14 protein-coding genes, 1 tRNA gene and 1 pseudogene are annotated in these 17,550 nt (G+C 57.3%); 9 read left to right on the forward strand and 7 right to left on the reverse strand.

Features of this window, described 5'->3' with window-relative positions:
- Nucleotide 1: 1 nt before the first annotated feature.
- Both ACU6HM_RS08680 and ACU6HM_RS08685 read left to right on the forward strand, forming a co-directional pair.
- Nucleotides 2–1,063, forward strand: a pseudogene (locus ACU6HM_RS08680) (glycosyltransferase family 4 protein); the annotation flags it as partial.
- 207 nt (nucleotides 1,064–1,270) lie between these two features.
- The gene (locus ACU6HM_RS08685) at nucleotides 1,271–2,386 is read left to right on the forward strand and encodes a glycosyltransferase family 4 protein (RefSeq protein ID WP_031232434.1); all 1,116 of its coding nucleotides are present in this window, start codon (nucleotides 1,271–1,273) and stop codon (nucleotides 2,384–2,386) included.
- Nucleotides 2,387–2,652: 266 nt separating this feature from the next.
- Here the strand turns inward: ACU6HM_RS08685 and ACU6HM_RS08690 are convergent, their stop codons facing one another.
- Nucleotides 2,653–4,041, reverse strand: a complete 1,389-nt coding sequence (locus tag ACU6HM_RS08690; RefSeq protein ID WP_060186277.1) for a phosphomannomutase/phosphoglucomutase — start codon at nucleotides 4,039–4,041, stop codon at nucleotides 2,653–2,655.
- A 129-nt stretch (nucleotides 4,042–4,170) separates the two neighbouring features.
- Here ACU6HM_RS08690 and ACU6HM_RS08695 point away from each other — a divergent pair, with 129 nt between their 5' ends.
- Together ACU6HM_RS08695 and ACU6HM_RS08700 are read left to right on the forward strand one after the other, a co-directional pair.
- Nucleotides 4,171–5,586: an FAD-binding oxidoreductase gene (locus tag ACU6HM_RS08695; RefSeq protein ID WP_009461095.1), complete on the forward strand. Its 1,416-nt coding sequence runs from the start codon at nucleotides 4,171–4,173 to the stop codon at nucleotides 5,584–5,586.
- A gap of 21 nt (nucleotides 5,587–5,607) precedes the next feature.
- On the forward strand, nucleotides 5,608–6,294 hold the full coding sequence (locus tag ACU6HM_RS08700) for a phosphatase PAP2 family protein (protein WP_446763675.1): 687 nt from the start codon (nucleotides 5,608–5,610) through the stop codon (nucleotides 6,292–6,294).
- Between the two features lie 171 nt (nucleotides 6,295–6,465).
- On the opposite strand, the gene fahA is transcribed toward ACU6HM_RS08700, so the two are convergent.
- The 6 genes from fahA to mutM all read right to left on the reverse strand — a co-directional run bounded on the left by fahA (nucleotide 6,466) and on the right by mutM (nucleotide 12,951).
- The gene (gene fahA, locus ACU6HM_RS08705; RefSeq protein WP_446763676.1) at nucleotides 6,466–7,791 is read right to left on the reverse strand and encodes a fumarylacetoacetase; all 1,326 of its coding nucleotides are present in this window, start codon (nucleotides 7,789–7,791) and stop codon (nucleotides 6,466–6,468) included.
- Entirely contained in the window at nucleotides 7,788–9,092 is a 1,305-nt protein-coding gene (gene hmgA, locus ACU6HM_RS08710; RefSeq protein WP_446763677.1) for a homogentisate 1,2-dioxygenase, read from the reverse strand. The genes fahA and hmgA overlap by 4 nt, the downstream gene beginning before the upstream one ends.
- Before the next feature lie 15 nt (nucleotides 9,093–9,107).
- Entirely contained in the window at nucleotides 9,108–9,317 is a 210-nt protein-coding gene (locus ACU6HM_RS08715; RefSeq protein ID WP_009461092.1) for a DUF2783 domain-containing protein, read from the reverse strand.
- Nucleotides 9,305–10,978: an FAD-dependent oxidoreductase gene (locus tag ACU6HM_RS08720; protein WP_088451163.1), complete on the reverse strand. Its 1,674-nt coding sequence runs from the start codon at nucleotides 10,976–10,978 to the stop codon at nucleotides 9,305–9,307. Before ACU6HM_RS08720 ends, ACU6HM_RS08715 begins: the two co-directional genes overlap by 13 nt.
- Before the next feature lie 24 nt (nucleotides 10,979–11,002).
- Complete coding sequence (locus tag ACU6HM_RS08725; RefSeq protein ID WP_009461090.1) at nucleotides 11,003–11,959, reverse strand: MBL fold metallo-hydrolase; 957 nt, start codon at nucleotides 11,957–11,959, stop codon at nucleotides 11,003–11,005.
- Nucleotides 11,960–12,123: 164 nt separating this feature from the next.
- On the reverse strand, nucleotides 12,124–12,951 hold the full coding sequence (gene mutM, locus ACU6HM_RS08730; RefSeq protein ID WP_009461089.1) for a bifunctional DNA-formamidopyrimidine glycosylase/DNA-(apurinic or apyrimidinic site) lyase: 828 nt from the start codon (nucleotides 12,949–12,951) through the stop codon (nucleotides 12,124–12,126).
- 122 nt (nucleotides 12,952–13,073) lie between these two features.
- Here mutM and ACU6HM_RS08735 point away from each other — a divergent pair, with 122 nt between their 5' ends.
- The 5 genes from ACU6HM_RS08735 (at nucleotide 13,074) to ACU6HM_RS08755 (ending at nucleotide 17,509) form a co-directional block, all read left to right on the forward strand.
- A complete protein-coding gene (locus ACU6HM_RS08735) occupies nucleotides 13,074–14,819 on the forward strand; it encodes a tetratricopeptide repeat protein (protein ID WP_446763678.1) in 1,746 nt (581 codons plus the stop codon).
- A gap of 2 nt (nucleotides 14,820–14,821) precedes the next feature.
- Nucleotides 14,822–15,412: an outer membrane lipoprotein LolB gene (locus ACU6HM_RS08740; protein WP_128831687.1), complete on the forward strand. Its 591-nt coding sequence runs from the start codon at nucleotides 14,822–14,824 to the stop codon at nucleotides 15,410–15,412.
- A 21-nt stretch (nucleotides 15,413–15,433) separates the two neighbouring features.
- Nucleotides 15,434–16,372 (forward strand): 4-(cytidine 5'-diphospho)-2-C-methyl-D-erythritol kinase, encoded by a 939-nt coding sequence (gene ispE, locus ACU6HM_RS08745; RefSeq protein WP_336973235.1) that lies wholly within the window; start codon nucleotides 15,434–15,436, stop codon nucleotides 16,370–16,372.
- Between the two features lie 5 nt (nucleotides 16,373–16,377).
- Nucleotides 16,378–16,454: transfer RNA gene (locus ACU6HM_RS08750), tRNA-Gln, on the forward strand.
- Nucleotides 16,455–16,558: 104 nt separating this feature from the next.
- A complete protein-coding gene (locus ACU6HM_RS08755) occupies nucleotides 16,559–17,509 on the forward strand; it encodes a ribose-phosphate pyrophosphokinase (RefSeq protein WP_009461085.1) in 951 nt (316 codons plus the stop codon).
- Nucleotides 17,510–17,550 lie beyond the last annotated feature (41 nt).

Genomic DNA, 17,550 nt, shown 5'->3' on the forward strand with positions numbered 1-17,550 from the left:
AATGCAGCCAAGGTCGTTGAATCAGGAAACAGACGCCGTGGATGACAAGCTGGAAAAAGTAACGCCGCCTTTGCGAGTCGTGCATATTATTGCTGGGCTGGGGCAGGGGGGGGCAGAAACCGTCTTGTTTCGCTTGGTGACGGCGCCAGGTCAAGAAACCGAGCATATTGTGATTTCTCTGGGCGAGGAAGACGTTTTCGGGCCGCAATTGCGGGCTGCAGACATTCCTTTGTACTGCCTGCACATGCACTCGCCGCTGGGCTTTTTGAAAGGTCTGCGATCGCTGACGCGCTTGCTGCGCGATTTGCAGCCCGATGTGGTGCAGACCTGGATGTATCACTCCGATCTGATCGGTGGTGCCGCAGCGCGACTGGTCGGGATTCCGGCTGTGTCCTGGGGTATTCGTAATTCCGGCGCGAATCTGTATCAAGGCAGCCCGAAAGCTCGTATGGTGGCCTGGCTGTGCGCCCGCCTGTCACGCTTTATTCCCAATTTGATTGTGTCCTGCGCAGAAAATGCCGCCCGACGTCACAAGCAGTGGGGTTATCGTGCGGACATCATGAAAGTGATTCCCAATGGCTACGATCTAAGCCGTTGGCATCCTGACCCGCAGGCACGTGAAGAAGTGCGCGAAGAATTGGGCCTGTCACTGGATACGCCTGTTATTGGCAGTGTGGCCCGCTGGAATCCGCTTAAAGATCATCCCAATCTGCTGGCCGCCTTAGCTCGCAGCCTGCACCGTCATCCGGGCTTGCGTTGCCTTTTGATTGGCGATGGCATGGACAGCAATAACGAAACCTTGATGCGCTTGCTGGATCAGCATCAGTTGCGCGAGAGCGTCATCCTGATGGGACGACGCAGCGATGTCCCTCGCCTGATGAATGCGCTGGACGTGCATGTCTTGTCCAGCTCGGCAGAAGGTTTTCCCAACGTGGTCTGCGAAGCAATGGCTGCGGGGGTGTCCAATGTGGTCACCGATGTGGGTGATGCTGCCTTGATCGTCGGTAATGAGGGCTGGATTGTTCCCCCCAGCAATGCTGAAGCCTTGGCAGGCGCGATCAATAGCGCGGTTGATGAACTGGGTGCGCCTTCCTGGCAGGCTCGTCATGAGCATGCGCGTGAACGGGTTGCCCGCCTGTTCTCCCTGGAAGGCATGGTCAAGAATTACACGCAGGCCTGGAAGACCTTGACGGCGCAGTATCCCCCCAAGCGCAAGCGCAGCCGTCAGGCCTTGAGTGCCTTGACGGACGAAACCAGCAAGAAAACGCGCATGCTGATGTTCGTGGTCAATAACCCCGCTTTTTTCCTGTCACATCGTTTGCCTTTGGCGCAAGCCGCTCAACGTGAGGGTTATGACGTGCATGTCGCCACCATGGACGGCCCGGCGGTTGCCGAGATCGAGCGTCACGGCCTGCATCACCATGCTTTGCCCATGACACGCAGCGGGACCAACCCATTGCAAGAGCTGCACACCATTTGGGCTCTATGGCGCTTGTTTCGCCGTGAGCGTCCGGAGCTGGTGCATGCGGTCACCATCAAGCCGGTTCTGTACGGCGGGATTGCAGCGCGACTGGCCGGTGTGCCTGGTTTTCTGGCCGCTGTATCCGGGCTGGGCTATGTATTTACCAAGCGCGACAAGTCCTTTGATCCGGTGCGCTGGATTGCCCTGCAGCTTTACCGCATTGCCTTGGGACATCCGAATAGCCGCGTGATTTTCCAGAACAGCAATGACCGTGATGTCTTGCTGGAAGACCGTGTTGTCAAACGCGATCAGTGCGTCCTGATTCGTGGCTCAGGCGTGGACTTGAATCAGTTTCAGGCTTTGCCGGAGCCCGAAGGCCCGCCCGTTGCCCTGATGGTATCGCGCCTGCTGGTAGATAAAGGTGTGCGTGAGTTTGTTGAAGCTGCACGCATCAGCGCTGCTCAAGGTAGCCCGGTTAAATGGGTACTGGCTGGCAGTCCCGACCCCGGTAATCCGGCCAGTATCAGCGATCAGGAGTGGCAGAGCTGGCAAAAGCAGGGCGTGGTGGAGTGTCTGGGCGAACGTAGCGATATTGCGCAGCTTTACGCTCAATCACACATTGCCGTGCTGCCGTCCTACCGTGAGGGCCTGCCTAAGTCCTTGGTAGAAGCCGCAGCCTGCGGGCGCGCGGTGGTTACAACGGATGTACCCGGTTGCCGTGATGCCATCGAACCTGGAGTAACGGGCGTGCTGGTGCCAGTACGTAATGCACAGGCTTTGGCGGCGGCTGTGATGGACTTGGGTGAAGATACGGCCAAGCGGCAAGCCATGGGGGCGGAAAGCCGCCGTCTGGCTGAAGAGGCTTTTGATATAGGCCGTATCAGCGAGGCTCATCTGGATCTGTATCAGTATTTGAGCCGTTAAGGCTTTGGCTGCCTTGGTCCTGGGCCAAAGCATAAAAAACGGGCTGAACTGCTTGCTGTGACTTAGGGTTGAATCCAAGGTTTCAGAGGCAGTGCAGCTCTTTTTTTATCGCTGGGCTGCCCCAAGGCTGGTCGTCCCGGTAAAAAGTGCCCCCTTGGGGGACAGCAAGCCAAAGTTGCCGCGTGGAGGCATTTTTATACTGCGCTGGAGACTAGAGACTAGAGACCAGCGAGCAGGGATCTGGGTATGAGTGCACTTCCACGGCCTTAGAAAGGCAATGCTGCATCCGGCTTCAAAGCCAACAGTGCCGCCCGGAATTCTCCCTGGATCCGATCCAGCGCCTCTTGGGACTGGGCCTCAAAACGCAGCACAATCACTGGAGTGGTATTGGAGGCGCGAGCCAGACCGAAGCCGTCCGGGTACTCGGCACGTACACCATCAATCGTGTTGAGCTGATTGGAACTGGGGAAACGGCCTTCTTTTTGCAGGCGGGCGATCAAGGCATGAGGCTCACCTTCGGCCAGCGGCAGTTTCAGTTCCGGTGTGGACAGGTCTTGCGGCAAGGCTTCCAACTCTGCCGTCGGGTTGTCACCGCGCGAGAGAATCGCCAGCAGACGTGCGCCTGTGTACAAGCCATCATCAAAGCCGTACCAGCCTTCCTTGAAGAACACGTGGCCGCTCATTTCGCCAGCTAAAGGGGCACCCGTTTCGGCCAGTTTGGCCTTGATCAGCGAATGGCCGGTTTGCCACATCAAGGGCTCACCCCCGGCCTTGGCAATTTCCAGGGCGACGTGGCGGCTGCATTTCACGTCAAAAATAATCGTGGAACCAGGTTCGCGCTGCAAAATATCGCGCGCGTACAGAATCAATTGACGATCAGGCCAGATGATCTGACCCGTTCGAGTCACTACACCCAGGCGGTCGGCATCGCCGTCAAAGGCCAGACCCACTTCGCAGTCCGTGTTTTGAACATGGGAGATCAGGTCTTGCAGGTTGTGCGGCTCGGCCGGGTCCGGGTGGTGATTGGGGAAGCTGCCGTCTACATCTTCAAACAGCATGTCCACTTCGCAACCCAGGGCCTTGAACAGGCGAGCAGCCACGACGCCACCCACGCCGTTGCCGCAGTCCAGGGCGATTTTCATGGGACGGGCCAGTTTGACACGTTCGGCGATGGTGCTGACGTACTGGTCCAGCAAGTCCTTTTTCTCGCCAGTACCTGCTTGAGCCGCAGGCTCAATACCGGCTTGCATGCGTTTCATCAGGCCCTGGATATCCTGGCCGTGCAAGGTCTTGCCGGCCATCATCATCTTGAAGCCGTTGTAGTTGGACGGATTATGGCTACCTGTAATGGCTACGCCCGAGCCGGTTTCCAGTACATTGGCCGCAAAATAGACGACGGGAGTAGGAACCATACCCAGATCGACTGTGTTGATTCCGCCTGCCTGGATCCCTTGTTGCAGGGCACGAGACAGAGCAGGGCTGCTGTGGCGGCCGTCGTAACCCACTACCAGGGTTTGCACGCTTTGTTCACGGGCCAAGGCCGCCAGGGCCAGACCTAATTGGTAGGCGAAGTCGGGATTCAGTTGCTCGGGAACGGTGCCCCGAATATCGTAGGCTTTGAATACAGCGGTCGGTAGAGCGGGAATGTGGGTCACTGTCACGTCCTGAACGAATACACAAAGAAAGAAGTTTAGCGCGAATGCCACCGGCTTTCGTGAGTTACCATTAAGAGCTGTAGCGCGACAGCAAGAGCGCCTGATTGTTTTTCTTGAGTGGCTTGGGTCATGACTTTTCTGAACGAACTTGAACAGCGTATTGGTCAGCAACATGTGCTGACAGGACAATCCATGCAGCAGTACCTGGAGGATTGGCGTGGACGCTATACCGGTACTGCCTTGGCGGTGGCCCGGCCTGCAACGACGGAAGAAGTGGCCCAGGTTGTGCGTCTATGCGCGCAGCACCGCGTGCCTATTGTCCCTCAAGGCGGCAATACCGGTTTGTGCGGGGGCGCAACGCCGGACAACAGCGCCACTGCGCTGGTGCTGTCTTTGGAGCGCCTGAACAAGATTCGCAGCGTGGATACCGACAACGATACCATGGTGGTGGAAGCAGGCTGCATTTTGCAAAATGTGCAGCAGGCCGCCCGCGATCATCAGCGTCTGTTCCCCTTGAGTCTGGCCGCAGAAGGCAGCTGCACGATTGGCGGCAATCTGGCCACCAATGCAGGCGGTACACAGGTTTTGCGTTACGGCAATGCTCGTGACCTGACCCTGGGATTGGAAGTGGTGACTGCCCAAGGTGAAATTCTGCATGGGCTGCTTGGGCTGCGCAAAGACAATACCGGTTACGACCTGCGCAACCTGTTTATTGGTAGCGAAGGCACCCTGGGTATCATCACCGCCGCGACCATCAAGCTGTATCCCCAGCCTGTAGCAGCGTGCACCGCTTTGCTGGCGCTCAACACAATTGAAGATGCCGTACAAGTGCTGGCTCTGGCCCGTCAGGGTCTGGCCGCTTCCTTGACGGGCTTTGAGTTGATTGCAGGCAACTGCTTGCAAGCTGTGTTGCACTGCTACCCCGATCAACGCATGCCTTTCCAGGGCCCAGCTGAAAAAGCAGCTTGGTATGCCTTGCTGGAGCTGTCTGATAGCGAAAGCCTGGAGCATGCCCGCGAGCGTTTTGAAAGCGTGATCGGTCAGGCTCTGGAGCAAGATCTGGTGCAAGACGCCGTTATCGCCGAGACCATCGCACAAAGCAAGGCGCTCTGGCATTTGCGTGAAAGCATTCCACTGGCAGAGAAAGCCTATGGGAAAAGCATCAAGCATGATGTGTCCATCCCTGTGTCTGTGATGTCCCAGTTCGTGCACGAGACGGACAAGGCTTTGCAAGAAGCCTTCCCGGGTCTGGAAAACGTGACATTCGGGCACTTGGGTGATGGCAACCTGCACTACAACGTCGCGCGCGGCACGGCCTTCACGGAGGAAGAGCTGCTGAAGCGTCAGGATGAGATCTATGCGCTGGTCCATGACAGCGTGCACCGTTTCCATGGCTCCATCAGTGCCGAACATGGCGTAGGCCAGCTCAAGCGCCAACTGCTGCCCCGTTATAAAGACCCGGTTTCCCTGGCCTTGATGAAGCAGATCAAGACGGCGCTGGATCCTTTGGGGATCATGAACCCCGGTAAAGTATTGCCCGATTGATTGAAGCTACTTGGTGTGTAGATGTTTTTTCGTCCTTATATCGTTGCCAGTGCCGTTTTTTTTACTGTTTTGGGAATCGTTGCGGCAGTGACGATGGGTTCAGCAACGGACCTGTCACTCAGTGCCTATTTCTATGACCCACAAGTCCAGGATTTTTCCTGGCGATTGCAGCCTTTTGTCGATTTATTCGGGCGCAGGCTGGTGTGGTTCGTTCCCTTTGGCGGCGCAGTGGTATGGACGATCGTGGCCTGGCGGCAGCCCAAGGGTTCCCGCCGCCAACTGGCTTGGGCGGGGGCGGCTTTCTTCATGGGTAGTGGCCCGTTAATGGTAGGCGTCCTGAAACATCTGACCGCCATGCCAAGACCCTTTAATCTGGCCATGTTTGGCGGTACAGAATCCATGCCCACCTACTTCTGGGCGCATTCCTGGGCTGAGGCAGGCAATGCCTTGCCCAGTGCTCATGCCGCATCCGGCTTTGTGCTCCTGTCCCTGTTCTTTGTGGGCGTCATGACAGGCTGCCGCAAACTGGCCGCCGGGGGCTTTGTGCTGGGTATCAGCGCCGGTTTGCTGTTCGGCTTTCTACGCATCATGCAGGGCTACCATTTTCTTAGCCAGGTGCTGGCTTCAGGCGCTGTGCTGGGGCTGTATGGCTGCGTTCTGTTTTATATCCTCTGGTCTTGGGCCAGACATAAGCAATTGCCTGCCTAGTGGCTCTATGAATCTGCAAAAGGGGAATTCAAGTCCCTTTTTTGTTTTTGCGAGCCTGTTTCTATAGGTTTTACGTAACAACACCCCGAAGCCAGGTAGCGGCTGCGGGGTGTTGTTCACAAGCAAGCGTCTCTTGCCAATCAGACCTTCGCAGGTTTTGGTGCCTTGAACTTAAGGCACGGCAGGTAATACTCGACCGGCGCATTCACCAAAAGACAGGGTCGGGTAGCCATCTTGACGGCACAGGCCTTTCAAGATGATCTCGTCCTGATCTTCCAGGAATTTACGCTGTTCGCCCCAAGGCAGGTCGATGGGGTTTTTGCCGCCCTGGTTCATTTCCAGCAAGGAGCCTTCCTGACCCTTGGCCGGGCCGGACAAGGTGCCGGTGCCCAGCAGGTCTCCAGTTTGCAGATTGCAGCCGTTGACGCTGTGATGGGCGACCAATTGGGCCACAGTCCAATACGCTTCCTTGAAGTTGCTGCGCGAGAGCAAAGCGGGGTCTTTCTTTTGCTGGCGAGACTGCTCGGTGCTCAGGTACACCTCCAGTTCCACGTCCAGAACGCCACTTTCCTGGTTGGTCTGATCCTGCAAATAAGGCAGAGGCTGGGGATCAGACTCGGGGCGGCTGAAGGGGCGACGGAAGGGAGCCAGGGCTTCCAGCGTCACTACCCAGGGGGAGATCGTCGAGGCAAAGTTCTTGGCCAGGAAGGGGCCCAGAGGCTGGTATTCCCAGGCTTGCAGATCGCGCGCCGACCAGTCATTGAACAGGCACAGGCCAAAAACGTGCTCGTCTGCCTGAGCGATAGGGATACGGCGACCGGCTTCGTTGCCTTTGCCAATCAGAATGCCCATTTCCAGTTCGAAGTCCAGGCGTTGGCAAGGACCAAAATTGGGCTGCTCCTGCCCTTCGGGTGGGCGGGTCTGGCCGACGGGTCGTGGGAATTGCTGGCCGGACACACCGATGCTGGAGGCACGGCCGTGGTAGCCAATGGGTACCCACTTGTAGTTGGGCAGCAAGGGAGCATCAGGGCGGAACTGTTTGCCTACCGCCGTTGCGTGGTGCACGGAAATATAGAAATCGGTGTAGTCCCCAATTTGGGCGGGCAGGGCGTATTCCAGCTTGCTGCGCTCGATCAGCATGGGGCGCAGGCGCGACTCGGCTGAGGAGCCTTGGCGCAAGTCATGTGACAAGGCGGCACGCAGCGCGCTCCAGTATTCCTGGCCTAAGGCCATCAGGCCGTTCAGGGCAGGTTTGACGCAAGCGGCCAGGGCGTCGGCGGCTTTGCCGTGCCAGGGGGTATCGCAGGCCAGCAGGCCCAGGTCCAGCGCGTAGGGGCCAATGGCCACCATGACGCGGAAGTCTTCCTGACTGTCACGGCGACGGGCCACGGCAAAGGGCAGGTTCTGGATAGGGAAACCGTTATCGGCCTCGTTGGCGCCGGGCACCCAGCTTTGCAGCGTGGGGTCGTGAGTGTCATTCAGATAAGGTCGGGTCATGCCTTTTGTTCCGTAGAGAAGTGTTTTTCCAGTCCGTCCCAGACGGCATCGTAATTGGCTTGCAGGCTGCCGCTTTGCAAGGCCTGTGGCGAGGGGCGGATGACTTTGCGGGTTTCGAACATAAAGGCCATGGTACCGCGCAGATAGTCTGCCTTGCTCAAGTCCGCACTGCTGGCCTTGTCAAAGGTGTTGGCATCGGGGCCATGCGGGCTCATGCAATTGTGCAGGCTGGAGCCGCCGGGTGCAAAGCCATCGGCCTTGGCATCGTACACACCCTGGATCAGGCCCATGAATTCGCTGGCGAAGTTACGGTGGAACCACGGTGGGCGGAAGGTGTTTTCCATGGCCAGAATGCGTGGCGGGAAAATCGCAAAGTCCAGGTTGGCCGTGCCGGGGGTGTCGGAGGGCGAGGTCAATACACTGAAAATGCAGGGATCGGGGTGATCGTAGCTGATCGAGCCGATCACATTGAAGTCGCGTAAATCGTATTTGTAGGGGGCGTGCGTGCCATGCCAGGCCACGACGTCCAGCGGCGAGTGCGTCAGTTGCGCAACCCAGAAGCCGCCTGTGAATTTGGTGACCAACTCATGAGGCTCGCTGACATCTTCGTACCAGGCTACCGGCGTTTTGAAGTCACGGGCATTGGCCAGGCCGTTGGAGCCGATCGGGCCCAGTTCCGGCAGGCGCAGAGGCGCACCGAAGTTCTCCAGCAAATAGCCGCGAGCCACATCGTCCAGTAACTCCACCTTGAAGCGGACGCCACGCGGTATGACGGCAATCTCGCAAGGCTCGATTTCCATGATGCCCAATTCGCTGACCAGACGCAGGCGGCCCTGTTCAGGCACGAACATCATTTCGGCGTCGGCGTTGTAGAACACGCGCCGCCCCATGGACTGGTTGATGGCGTACAGATGGATGGCAACGCCGCTTTGCGAGTCGCTGCTGCCATTGCCTGCCCAGGTATGGACACCAGCCAGAAAATCGGTCGGCTTGCTGGGCAGATTCAGCGGGCTCCAGCGCAGGCGATTGGGGTTGGCCGGGCCTTGTCCAAAGTCTTCGTTCCAGTGGGGAGCGCCTTCAAATGCCGTAAATGCTCCTTGCTTGGCGCTGGGGCGAATGCGGTACAGCCAGGAGCGGCGGTTATCGGCGCGCGGAGCGGTAAAGGCCGTGCCGGACAACTGCTCGGCATACAGCCCGTAAGGGCAGCGCTGCGGCGAGTTGCGTCCCAGTGGCAGCGCACCGGGCAGAGCCTCGGTGGCAAAAGCGTTACCAAAACCAATCTGATAATTCAAAGAGCTCATTAGGGGTCTCCAGATTCAGGCAGCCTGCTCCAGGCAGGTCTGGCGGGCGGCGTCCAAGGCTTGCTTGATCACATCCAGCGAGCCGACATGATTGCACAGCAACAGCACCAAAGCGGCATTCATGGCATGACTTTGTGCTGTGCTCAGGCCTTGGTGGGCATCGATCAACATTTGGTAGAAATCGTCAGCCCGTTCCAGGGGGGTATCGGTATTCAGTGTAGACATGAAGCACTCTCCAGGAAATGGCCACAGGCTTTGTGCAAGGCAGCCCGGACAGCTTGCCCATCCAGATGACGCCAGCGGGCGCACAGGTGTTGATCGGGGCGAATCAGATAGCAGGAACCGGGTTGGGCGTCGTAACGCTGACGCAGCATATCCTGGCTGTCGATGATGCCGCCCTGGGCCTGGGTAGCGCTGGTGCCAGCAGGCCAGACACGCAGGCGGGTCAAGAGACCTTGGGCGACCAGTTCGTTTACCACTTCAGACTGGCTGGCCTGGCCTTCGCCAAATTCCAGCAGAGTGAAGCCGCTGCCCAATTGACCCAGCCACCAGCCTTGCTGACCGTTTTGTTCTATAGGTGCATCGGGGACGCAGGCTCCTAGCGGTGTGGCCGTGGCGGAGAACTCGTGTGTGTCAGCCGTATTCAAGGGGCTGTCCGGGTAGGCGCTGGGCAAGGACAGGCGGCCGCTATTGACCAGTACACGGGCAAAGGCGTGGCGACGCGCCAGAATCAGGGCCGCATCACGGAACAGGCGGCTGACTTCGCTTTTAGGCGTGATGAAATCTGTTGAACGGCTGGAATGGCGAATGTTCTCGTCTGCAGCCAATTCACGTTCATGGCTGTAGCTGTCCAGCAGGCTGTCGGGAGCCTGGGCATTCAGAACCAGATTCAGCTTCCAGGCCAGGTTGTCGGCGTCCTGGATACCGCTGTTGGCGCCGCGTGCGCCAAAAGGCGAGACACGGTGGGCCGAGTCTCCGGCAAACAGAATACGGCCATGGCGAAAGCGCTCCATGCGCTCGCAGGCAAAGGTGTAAATGCTGACCCATTCCAGCTCAAAGGGGGCGTCGGCACCCAGGAGGGCACGAATGCGGGGCAGCACGTTTTCTGGTTTGACGGCTTCAACCGGGTCGGCATCCCAGCCCAATTGGAAGTCGATACGCCAGACGTTGTCCGGCTGGCTGTGCAACAAGACAGATTGATTGGGGTGGAAGGGCGGGTCAAACCAGAACCAGCGCTCGGCGGGGAAGTCGGCTTGCATGCGCACGTCTGCAATCAGGAAACGGTCCTTGAATACGCGTCCGCTGCTGCTTTCACCCAAAGCACGGCGAATGGCCGAGCGCGAGCCGTCGCAGGCCAGCAGCCATTCTGCTTCCAGGGTGTAATTGCCTTGCTGCGTTTCTACGTCCAGATGCACGCCTTCTGCCTGATTCACCACGTTCAGCACTTTATGGCCGGAACGCAGTTCGATCAGGGGCTGAGCGCAGACTGCTTCGTAGAGATAACCTTCGCAGTAATACTGCTGCAAATTGATAAAGGCGGGGCGCTGGTGGCCTTCTTCGGGCCGCAAATTGAAGCTCCAGACTTCCTGATTGCGGAAAAAAACCTTGCCCACATTCCAGGACACGCCTTTGTCCATCATGCGCGAGCCCACGCCCAATCGATCCCAGATATCCAGGGTGCGTTTGGCAAAGCAAATGGCCCGTGACCCTTTGGACAGCGTGGTGTCGTCGTCCAGAATCACGACCCGGTGGCCTTTGGCCGCCAGATCCAGGGCCATGGTCAGCCCCACCGGGCCGGCACCCACCACCACAACGGGGTGGCGGGCATGGGTAGCCGGTGGGGGCGCTTGCGTCAGCTCCAGGGTCTGGTAATTAATGTCTCCCATTTTCTTTCTCCCTGGCCTTGCGTCTTACTGACCTTCGAGTTGTTTCCACATCTCCAGATCGCGTTCGGCGGTCCAGATGCGTGGGTCTTCGTGGCCGTTGACTTCGTCGTAGGCACGGGACACGTCAAAGGGCATGCAGTGATCAAAAATGACCCAGTCTGCGTAGCGAGGCTTCATGAAATCGTAGGTTTCGCGGTAAATGGTCTTCAGATCTTTACCGGCTGCCGCGCCTTGCTGCACGCTGGAGTACAGGTCTGTCAAAAACGCGCGCGTGCCGGCCAGGGCCTGACGCACTTCAGTGGCGTTTTTCAGTGCAGGGCCACGGCCAGGAACCATTTGTTCAGCTTTGAAGTCGCCCAGACGGTCCAGTGTGCGGGGCCATTCGCGGAAGTAGCAGTCGCCTGCGTACGGGGTGGATTGGTATTCCACCAGGTCACCGGCGAACAGGATTTTTTGCTTGGGTAGCCAGGCGATGGTGTCGCCCTTGGTGTGGCCACGACCCACTTGCATCAGGTGTACTTCCAGATTGCCCAGGTCCACCGTCATATGACCTTCAAAGGTCATGGTGGGCCAGGTCAGGCCGGGAGGAATGGATTCGGCGTTGCGGAACAGGCGGGGGAAACGGCCGATTTCGCTGGCCTTGTCCTGCTCGCCACGTTCCACGATCAGGTCGTAGGTGTCGCGGCTGGCCAGGATTTCCTGGGCGTTGTAGGCCGAGGCACCCAGCACCCGTACGGCGTGGTAGTGCGACAGCAAGACATACTTGATGGGTTTGTCGCTGACTTCGCGGATGCGGCGAATCACGTCTTCAGCCATGACAGGCGTGGCCTGGGTGTCGATCACCATAATGGCCTCGTCACCAATGATGATGCCCGTGTTGGGATCACCTTCAGCCGTGTAGGCGTAGGCGTTGTCGGACAGTTTTTCAAAGGCAACGACTTTGTCTTCCAGGTCGTTATGCGAGGCGAAGGACTTGCTCATGAAAATGACTCCACAGTCGATAGGGATGGTGTCAGATTAGTTTATGGCGAATCAGTTAGATATAGGTGAATACCTGAATAGGGTAGGCTTAGTTGGAAAAAAAGCAGACGAGCGCCTGCCTGCCGGAACCGGCATCAGACGCTGTCAGAAAAAAGGGGGAGGGTTTAGCGGCGCTGGCAGCGCGAGCAGTAATAGGTCGCGCGTTGGCCTTGGACTATCCGTTTGATAGGTTGTTGGCAGCGTGGGCAGGGTTTGCCGGCACGCTCATACACATTGGCGTGAATGTCGAAGTAAGCGCCCGGTTCACCACTTGCATTGACGTAATCGCGCAAGGTGCTGCCCCCGGAGTCCAGGGCGGATTGCAAGGTGCTCAAGATGGCCGAGTGCAGTTTTTCGCAACGATGCAAGGAAACTTCACCGGCGGGCAGTTCGGGGTGAATACCGGCCAGGAACAAGGATTCGGAAGCGTAGATATTGCCGACTCCCACCACAATCTTGCCGCCCAGCAGGGCCTGTTTGATGGCGACGCGCCGCCCTTGCAGATGTCGGTGCAGATACTCGGGGGTGAACAGGGGATCGAAAGGCTCTACGCCTAAAGTACGTAGTAAAAGGTGGTTTTCCAGAGGGCCGTCCCTATGGGCATGCCATAATATCGCACCAAATCGTCGTGGGTCGTGCAGCAGGAAGCGGGCCTCATCAAAGATCCATTCCGCATGATCATGCTTGCGGCGTTCTTCATCCAGATCCACACGACGCAAGGAGCCGGACATTCCTAAATGGACGATCTGGACACCTTGTTCAAAATGCAACAACAAGTATTTGCCTCGACGCGTGCAATTCCGGACGACCTGGCCTTCAATCCATTGTGGCAAAGAGGCAGGCACGGGCCAGCGCAGACGGGGCTCGTGAACCAGGAATTGTCGGACATTTTTTCCCTGGATAACCGTCGCAATTCCGCGACGAGTTGTTTCAACTTCTGGCAGTTCAGGCATGGGGGGGTGATACCATCAACAAATCTGATTCCTTTATTGTGCCATCGGGCGTTTTGTCGCGCGTATCAGGGCACGGGTTTTTCTGGATGAATGCTCTGACCTTAGCACTAAAGCTGGGCCTGATGTCGTTGCTTGCAGCGGTTTCGGTGCAAGCCCAACCCTCACTTCCCATACTCAAGGCGGAGCCGCCTGCTGACAAGATTCGTTTGCGCAGCGGGCAATTGCCTTTGGTCAGCCTGACTTCGGACATTCTGTATCGCATTCTGGTTGCCGAAGTGGCTGCTTCGCGTGGTGAATACGACGTTGCCAGCCAGACTTTCCTGTCTTTGGCGCGTGACACCAGCGATCCTCGCCTGGCTCAAAACGCCTTTCAATACGCCATGGCCGACCGTGATTTGGGTCGTGCGCTGCGTGCCGCTAAAGAATGGGCCTTGCTGGCCCCGAATGATCCCGAAGCTAAAGCAACGGCTCTGGCCCTGGAAGCCTCCAGCGGTCAGACCGAAGGCTTGGCCGATGCCTTGTGGCTGCGTATCTCTCGCGCCCAGGATAAAGAGCAGGCCGTGGTCCAAGCCATGAGCATGGTCAGCAAGATGGTGGATCGCCGTTTGGCGCTGGAAGTGCTGGACAAGGCCTTGCAGCAACCCGTGCGCTCCTTGCCCATTGCCCGTCTGGCCTTGGCGGATACCGCCTGGAGCGCCGGGGACATGAGCCGGGCCGAGCGCGAAGCACGGGAAGCCCTGAAGCTGGACCCGCATTCCGAAGCCGCCGCGCAGCGCGTGCTGGAATACGGTATCAAGATTGATCCTTCGGCTGCCTTGCAAAGTGCACGTATCTTTGTGCGAGCCAATCCGGATAGCCGCAAGTTGCAACTGCTGCTGGCCAACCGTCTGGTAGAGCGCCAGCAGTTCGACGAAGCCCAATCCATCGTCAGCGCCTTGCAACGCGCCAATCCTGAAGATTTTGATCTGCTCTACACCCAGGCCGAAATTCATATTCGTGCCCAGGAGTTTGACCAGGCCCGTAAATTGCTGGAGCAATACATTGCGGTCCAGCAGCAGCGCCGCCAGTCCTTGAACGACGCCGTCAACACGGCTTTGGCCAGTATTTCTGAAGCCCGCTTGTCCTTGGTGCAAATTGCTGAAACTCAGGGCGATATGAACGAAGCCATTCGCCAGCTGGACTTGATTGAAGAGCCCGCGCTGCGTTTCCAGGCCCAGATTCATAAAGCCGTCCTGCAAGCCCGCCAAGGCAATCTGCCGCAAGCACGTCGTACCCTGGAGAACTCTCGCCCACGCGACATGAGCGAGCAGGTCGTTGTGGCTTTGACGTATTCCTCTATCTACCAAGACAGCGGTCGTACGGACCAGGCTCTGGAAGTGCTGGAGCGGGCGGACCGTGAGTTGCCTGATAGCGCCGAGATCAAATACAACCTGGCCATGTTGTACGAGCAGCGCGCCAAGCACGACAAGTTTGAAACCTTGATGCGTCGTGTTATTGAGCTGCGCCCGGACCATGCCAATGCGTATAACGCTTTGGGCTACACCTATGCGGATCAGAATCGCCGTCTGGACGAGGCCCAGGATTTGCTGGAACGCGCCATGGAACTGGAGCCGGACAATCCTTATATTCTGGATAGCGTAGGCTGGTATCTGTTCCGTGTTGGCGATCTGCAAGCCGCGCTGGAATACTTGCAGCGTTCCTACGAGCGCCTGCCTGAAGCGGACGTTGCCGCCCACTTGGGTGAAGTACTGTGGGTCAAAGGCCGTCGTGATGATGCCATGCTGGTCTTTCGGGCTGGCTTGAGCAAAGACCCCGAAAACCGAACACTGACAGAAACCATCAAGCGTCTGGGAGTACCGCTGCCGTGAGTATCTTGAAACAGCGGGCTTGGACCCGAGCAGGGGCTTTGGTCCTGGTTGCTTTGCTCAGTGCTTGTGCGACACCGCCCAAATCTGACCTTGGCAGCGTTACGGATGCGTTGCAAGAGGCAAGCGCCTTGTCTCGTTCAGGCCGTTTTGCGCTGAGCGTGACTCACTCCAGCTCGCAGGTCGAAGCCGTGCAGGGTGGCTTTTCCTGGCGCGACGACGGCCAAAAGCTGATGCTGGATTTGAGCAATCCTTTGGGTAATACCTTGGCGCGAGTCTGGGTGTTACCGGGGCGCGCCATTCTGGAACGCACAGACGGTAGTCAGGAAATGGCCTCCCATCCCGATGCCCTGGTTGAACAGGTCTTGGGCAGTCCTGTTCCTGTTGCAGGCTTGCGTGACTGGCTGCATGGCCGCACGGGTAGTGCCCCGGTTCAAAGCGAACGCCGGGATGATCAGCAAAAGCTAAGCAGTTTCGAGCAGTCCGGCTGGCGTGTGACGCTCTCGCGTTACGACGAACAAGGCCCGCGCCTGCTGCAATTGAATCGTCATGAGGCCAATCGCTCCATCAGCGTGCGTTTGGTCGTGGATCAGTAAAGCCCCGAGCAGGTTTGTGTAATGGCGCTCTACAACGTCCCGGCTCCGGCCAAGATCAATCTGTTTTTGCACGTCACGGGTCGTCGTGAGGACGGCTACCATTTCTTGCAAACTGCTTTTCGTTTTGTCGACCTGAATGATTACCTGAGCTTCGTACCACGTAGCGATGGGCAGATCCATCGGGCACACAGTACCTTGAGCGATGTGGAGCCTGAGCAGGATCTGGTGATCAAAGCGGCTCGTGCCCTGCAACAAGCGACGGGCACTCGGCAAGGCGTAGACATCTCTTGTATCAAGAACATCCCTTCGGGAGCGGGGATGGGCGGTGGCTCCAGCGATGCGGCCACGACCTTGATTGCCTTGAACCGTTTGTGGAACCTGGGGCTGAGCCGTCAGGCCTTGATGGATATTGGCCTGCCCCTGGGTGCTGATGTGCCGGTTTTTATATTCGGACAGGCCGCATTTGCGCAAGGGATAGGCGAGCAGTTGCAGGCCATTCAAATGCCGCCACGACACTACATCATCATCCGTCCGCCGCAATTTATATCCACGGGGGAAATATTTACCTCCAAATGCTTGACACGTGATGAAAAACCCATCACAATGACGTTCTTTACTGATTGGCAAGAAAAATTCTGGCAAGCCAAGGACGACAATCCTTATTTTGGCAGAAACAATCTGGAGTCAGTAGCATTCAGTCTTTATCCTGGTTTAAAAAATTTAAAACAGGGCTTGCAAAGATTAAAATTGAATGCTAGAATTACGGGCTCAGGTTCTTGTTTGTTTGTTGAGTGCAGAGACGAACAAAGCGCCAAGACAGGTCAGTTTGAAATTGACCAAAATAGCAGTAAAATAGATTTTTCTGGTAGCGAAGAATCAAATAGTGGTAAATTGCTGGTCGAACAAACTTGGGTTTGTTCAGGTTTGCAAGATCATCCGCTACGCGACTGGATTAAGTAAGTATTTGGGGAATCGCCAAGCTGGTTAAGGCACTGGATTTTGATTCCAGCATGCGAAGGTTCGAATCCTTCTTCCCCAGCCACCTTTCAGGCCTAGCCTGCGATAATGTAAAGCTGTTGAGTCGTTTCCTTGTAGGGGTTTCGATCAACAGCTTTGCTTTTCCTGCATCAAAATCTATCTCCCATCATGGCACAAGACCGATTCATGATCTTCACCGGCACGGCTAATCCTCGCCTTGCTGTCGATGTCGTCAACCACCTTGATATGTCGCTGGGGAAAATGACGGTGGGTCGCTTCTCTGATGGGGAAGCCATGGTTGAAATCAACGAGAACGTGCGCGGTCGCGATGTTTTCGTTCTGCAGCCCACCTGTGCTCCCACCAACGACAATCTGATGGAAATCATGGTGATGGTCGATGCCTTGCGCCGTGCTTCGGCCGGTCGCATCACCGCCGCCATCCCTTACTTTGGTTACGCCCGCCAGGATCGACGCCCCCGTTCGGCGCGTGTGTCGATCTCTGCCAAAGTCGTGGCCAATATGTTGCAAGTGGTCGGTGTCGATCGCGTCATGATGATGGATCTGCACGCTGACCAAATCCAGGGTTTCTTCGATATCCCTGTCGACAATATCTACGCTTCCCCCATTTTGCTGGGCGATATCTGGCGCTGTAACTACCAGGATATGGTGGTTGTCTCGCCTGACATCGGTGGTGTGGTGCGCGCACGTGCACTGGCCAAGCAACTGGAAGTGGACCTGGCCATTATCGACAAGCGTCGCCCACGTGCCAACGTCTCCGAAGTCATGAACATCATTGGTGATGTCAATGGACGCACCTGCATCCTGATGGACGATATGGTGGATACGGCCGGTACGCTGTGCAAAGCGGCTGAAGCTCTGAAAGAGCGCGGTGCCAAGGCGGTTTACGCCTACTGTACGCACCCTGTGCTCTCGGGCGAAGCTATCGAACGTATTACGCAGTCCCAATTGAACGAGCTGGTTGTAACGGACACCATTCCTTTGTCCGCCAAGGCACGTGAATGCAGCAAGATTCGCCAGCTGTCCTGTGCAGCACTGTTGGGCGAGACCATCTTGCGTATCTCCAACGCCGAGTCCGTCAGCTCCTTGTTCACTGATTAAGTTTTTTAGCGTGCGCTGGTCGCGGCGCACGTCAACTTGGT

This window comes from Alcaligenes sp. RM2, assembly GCF_052931795.1.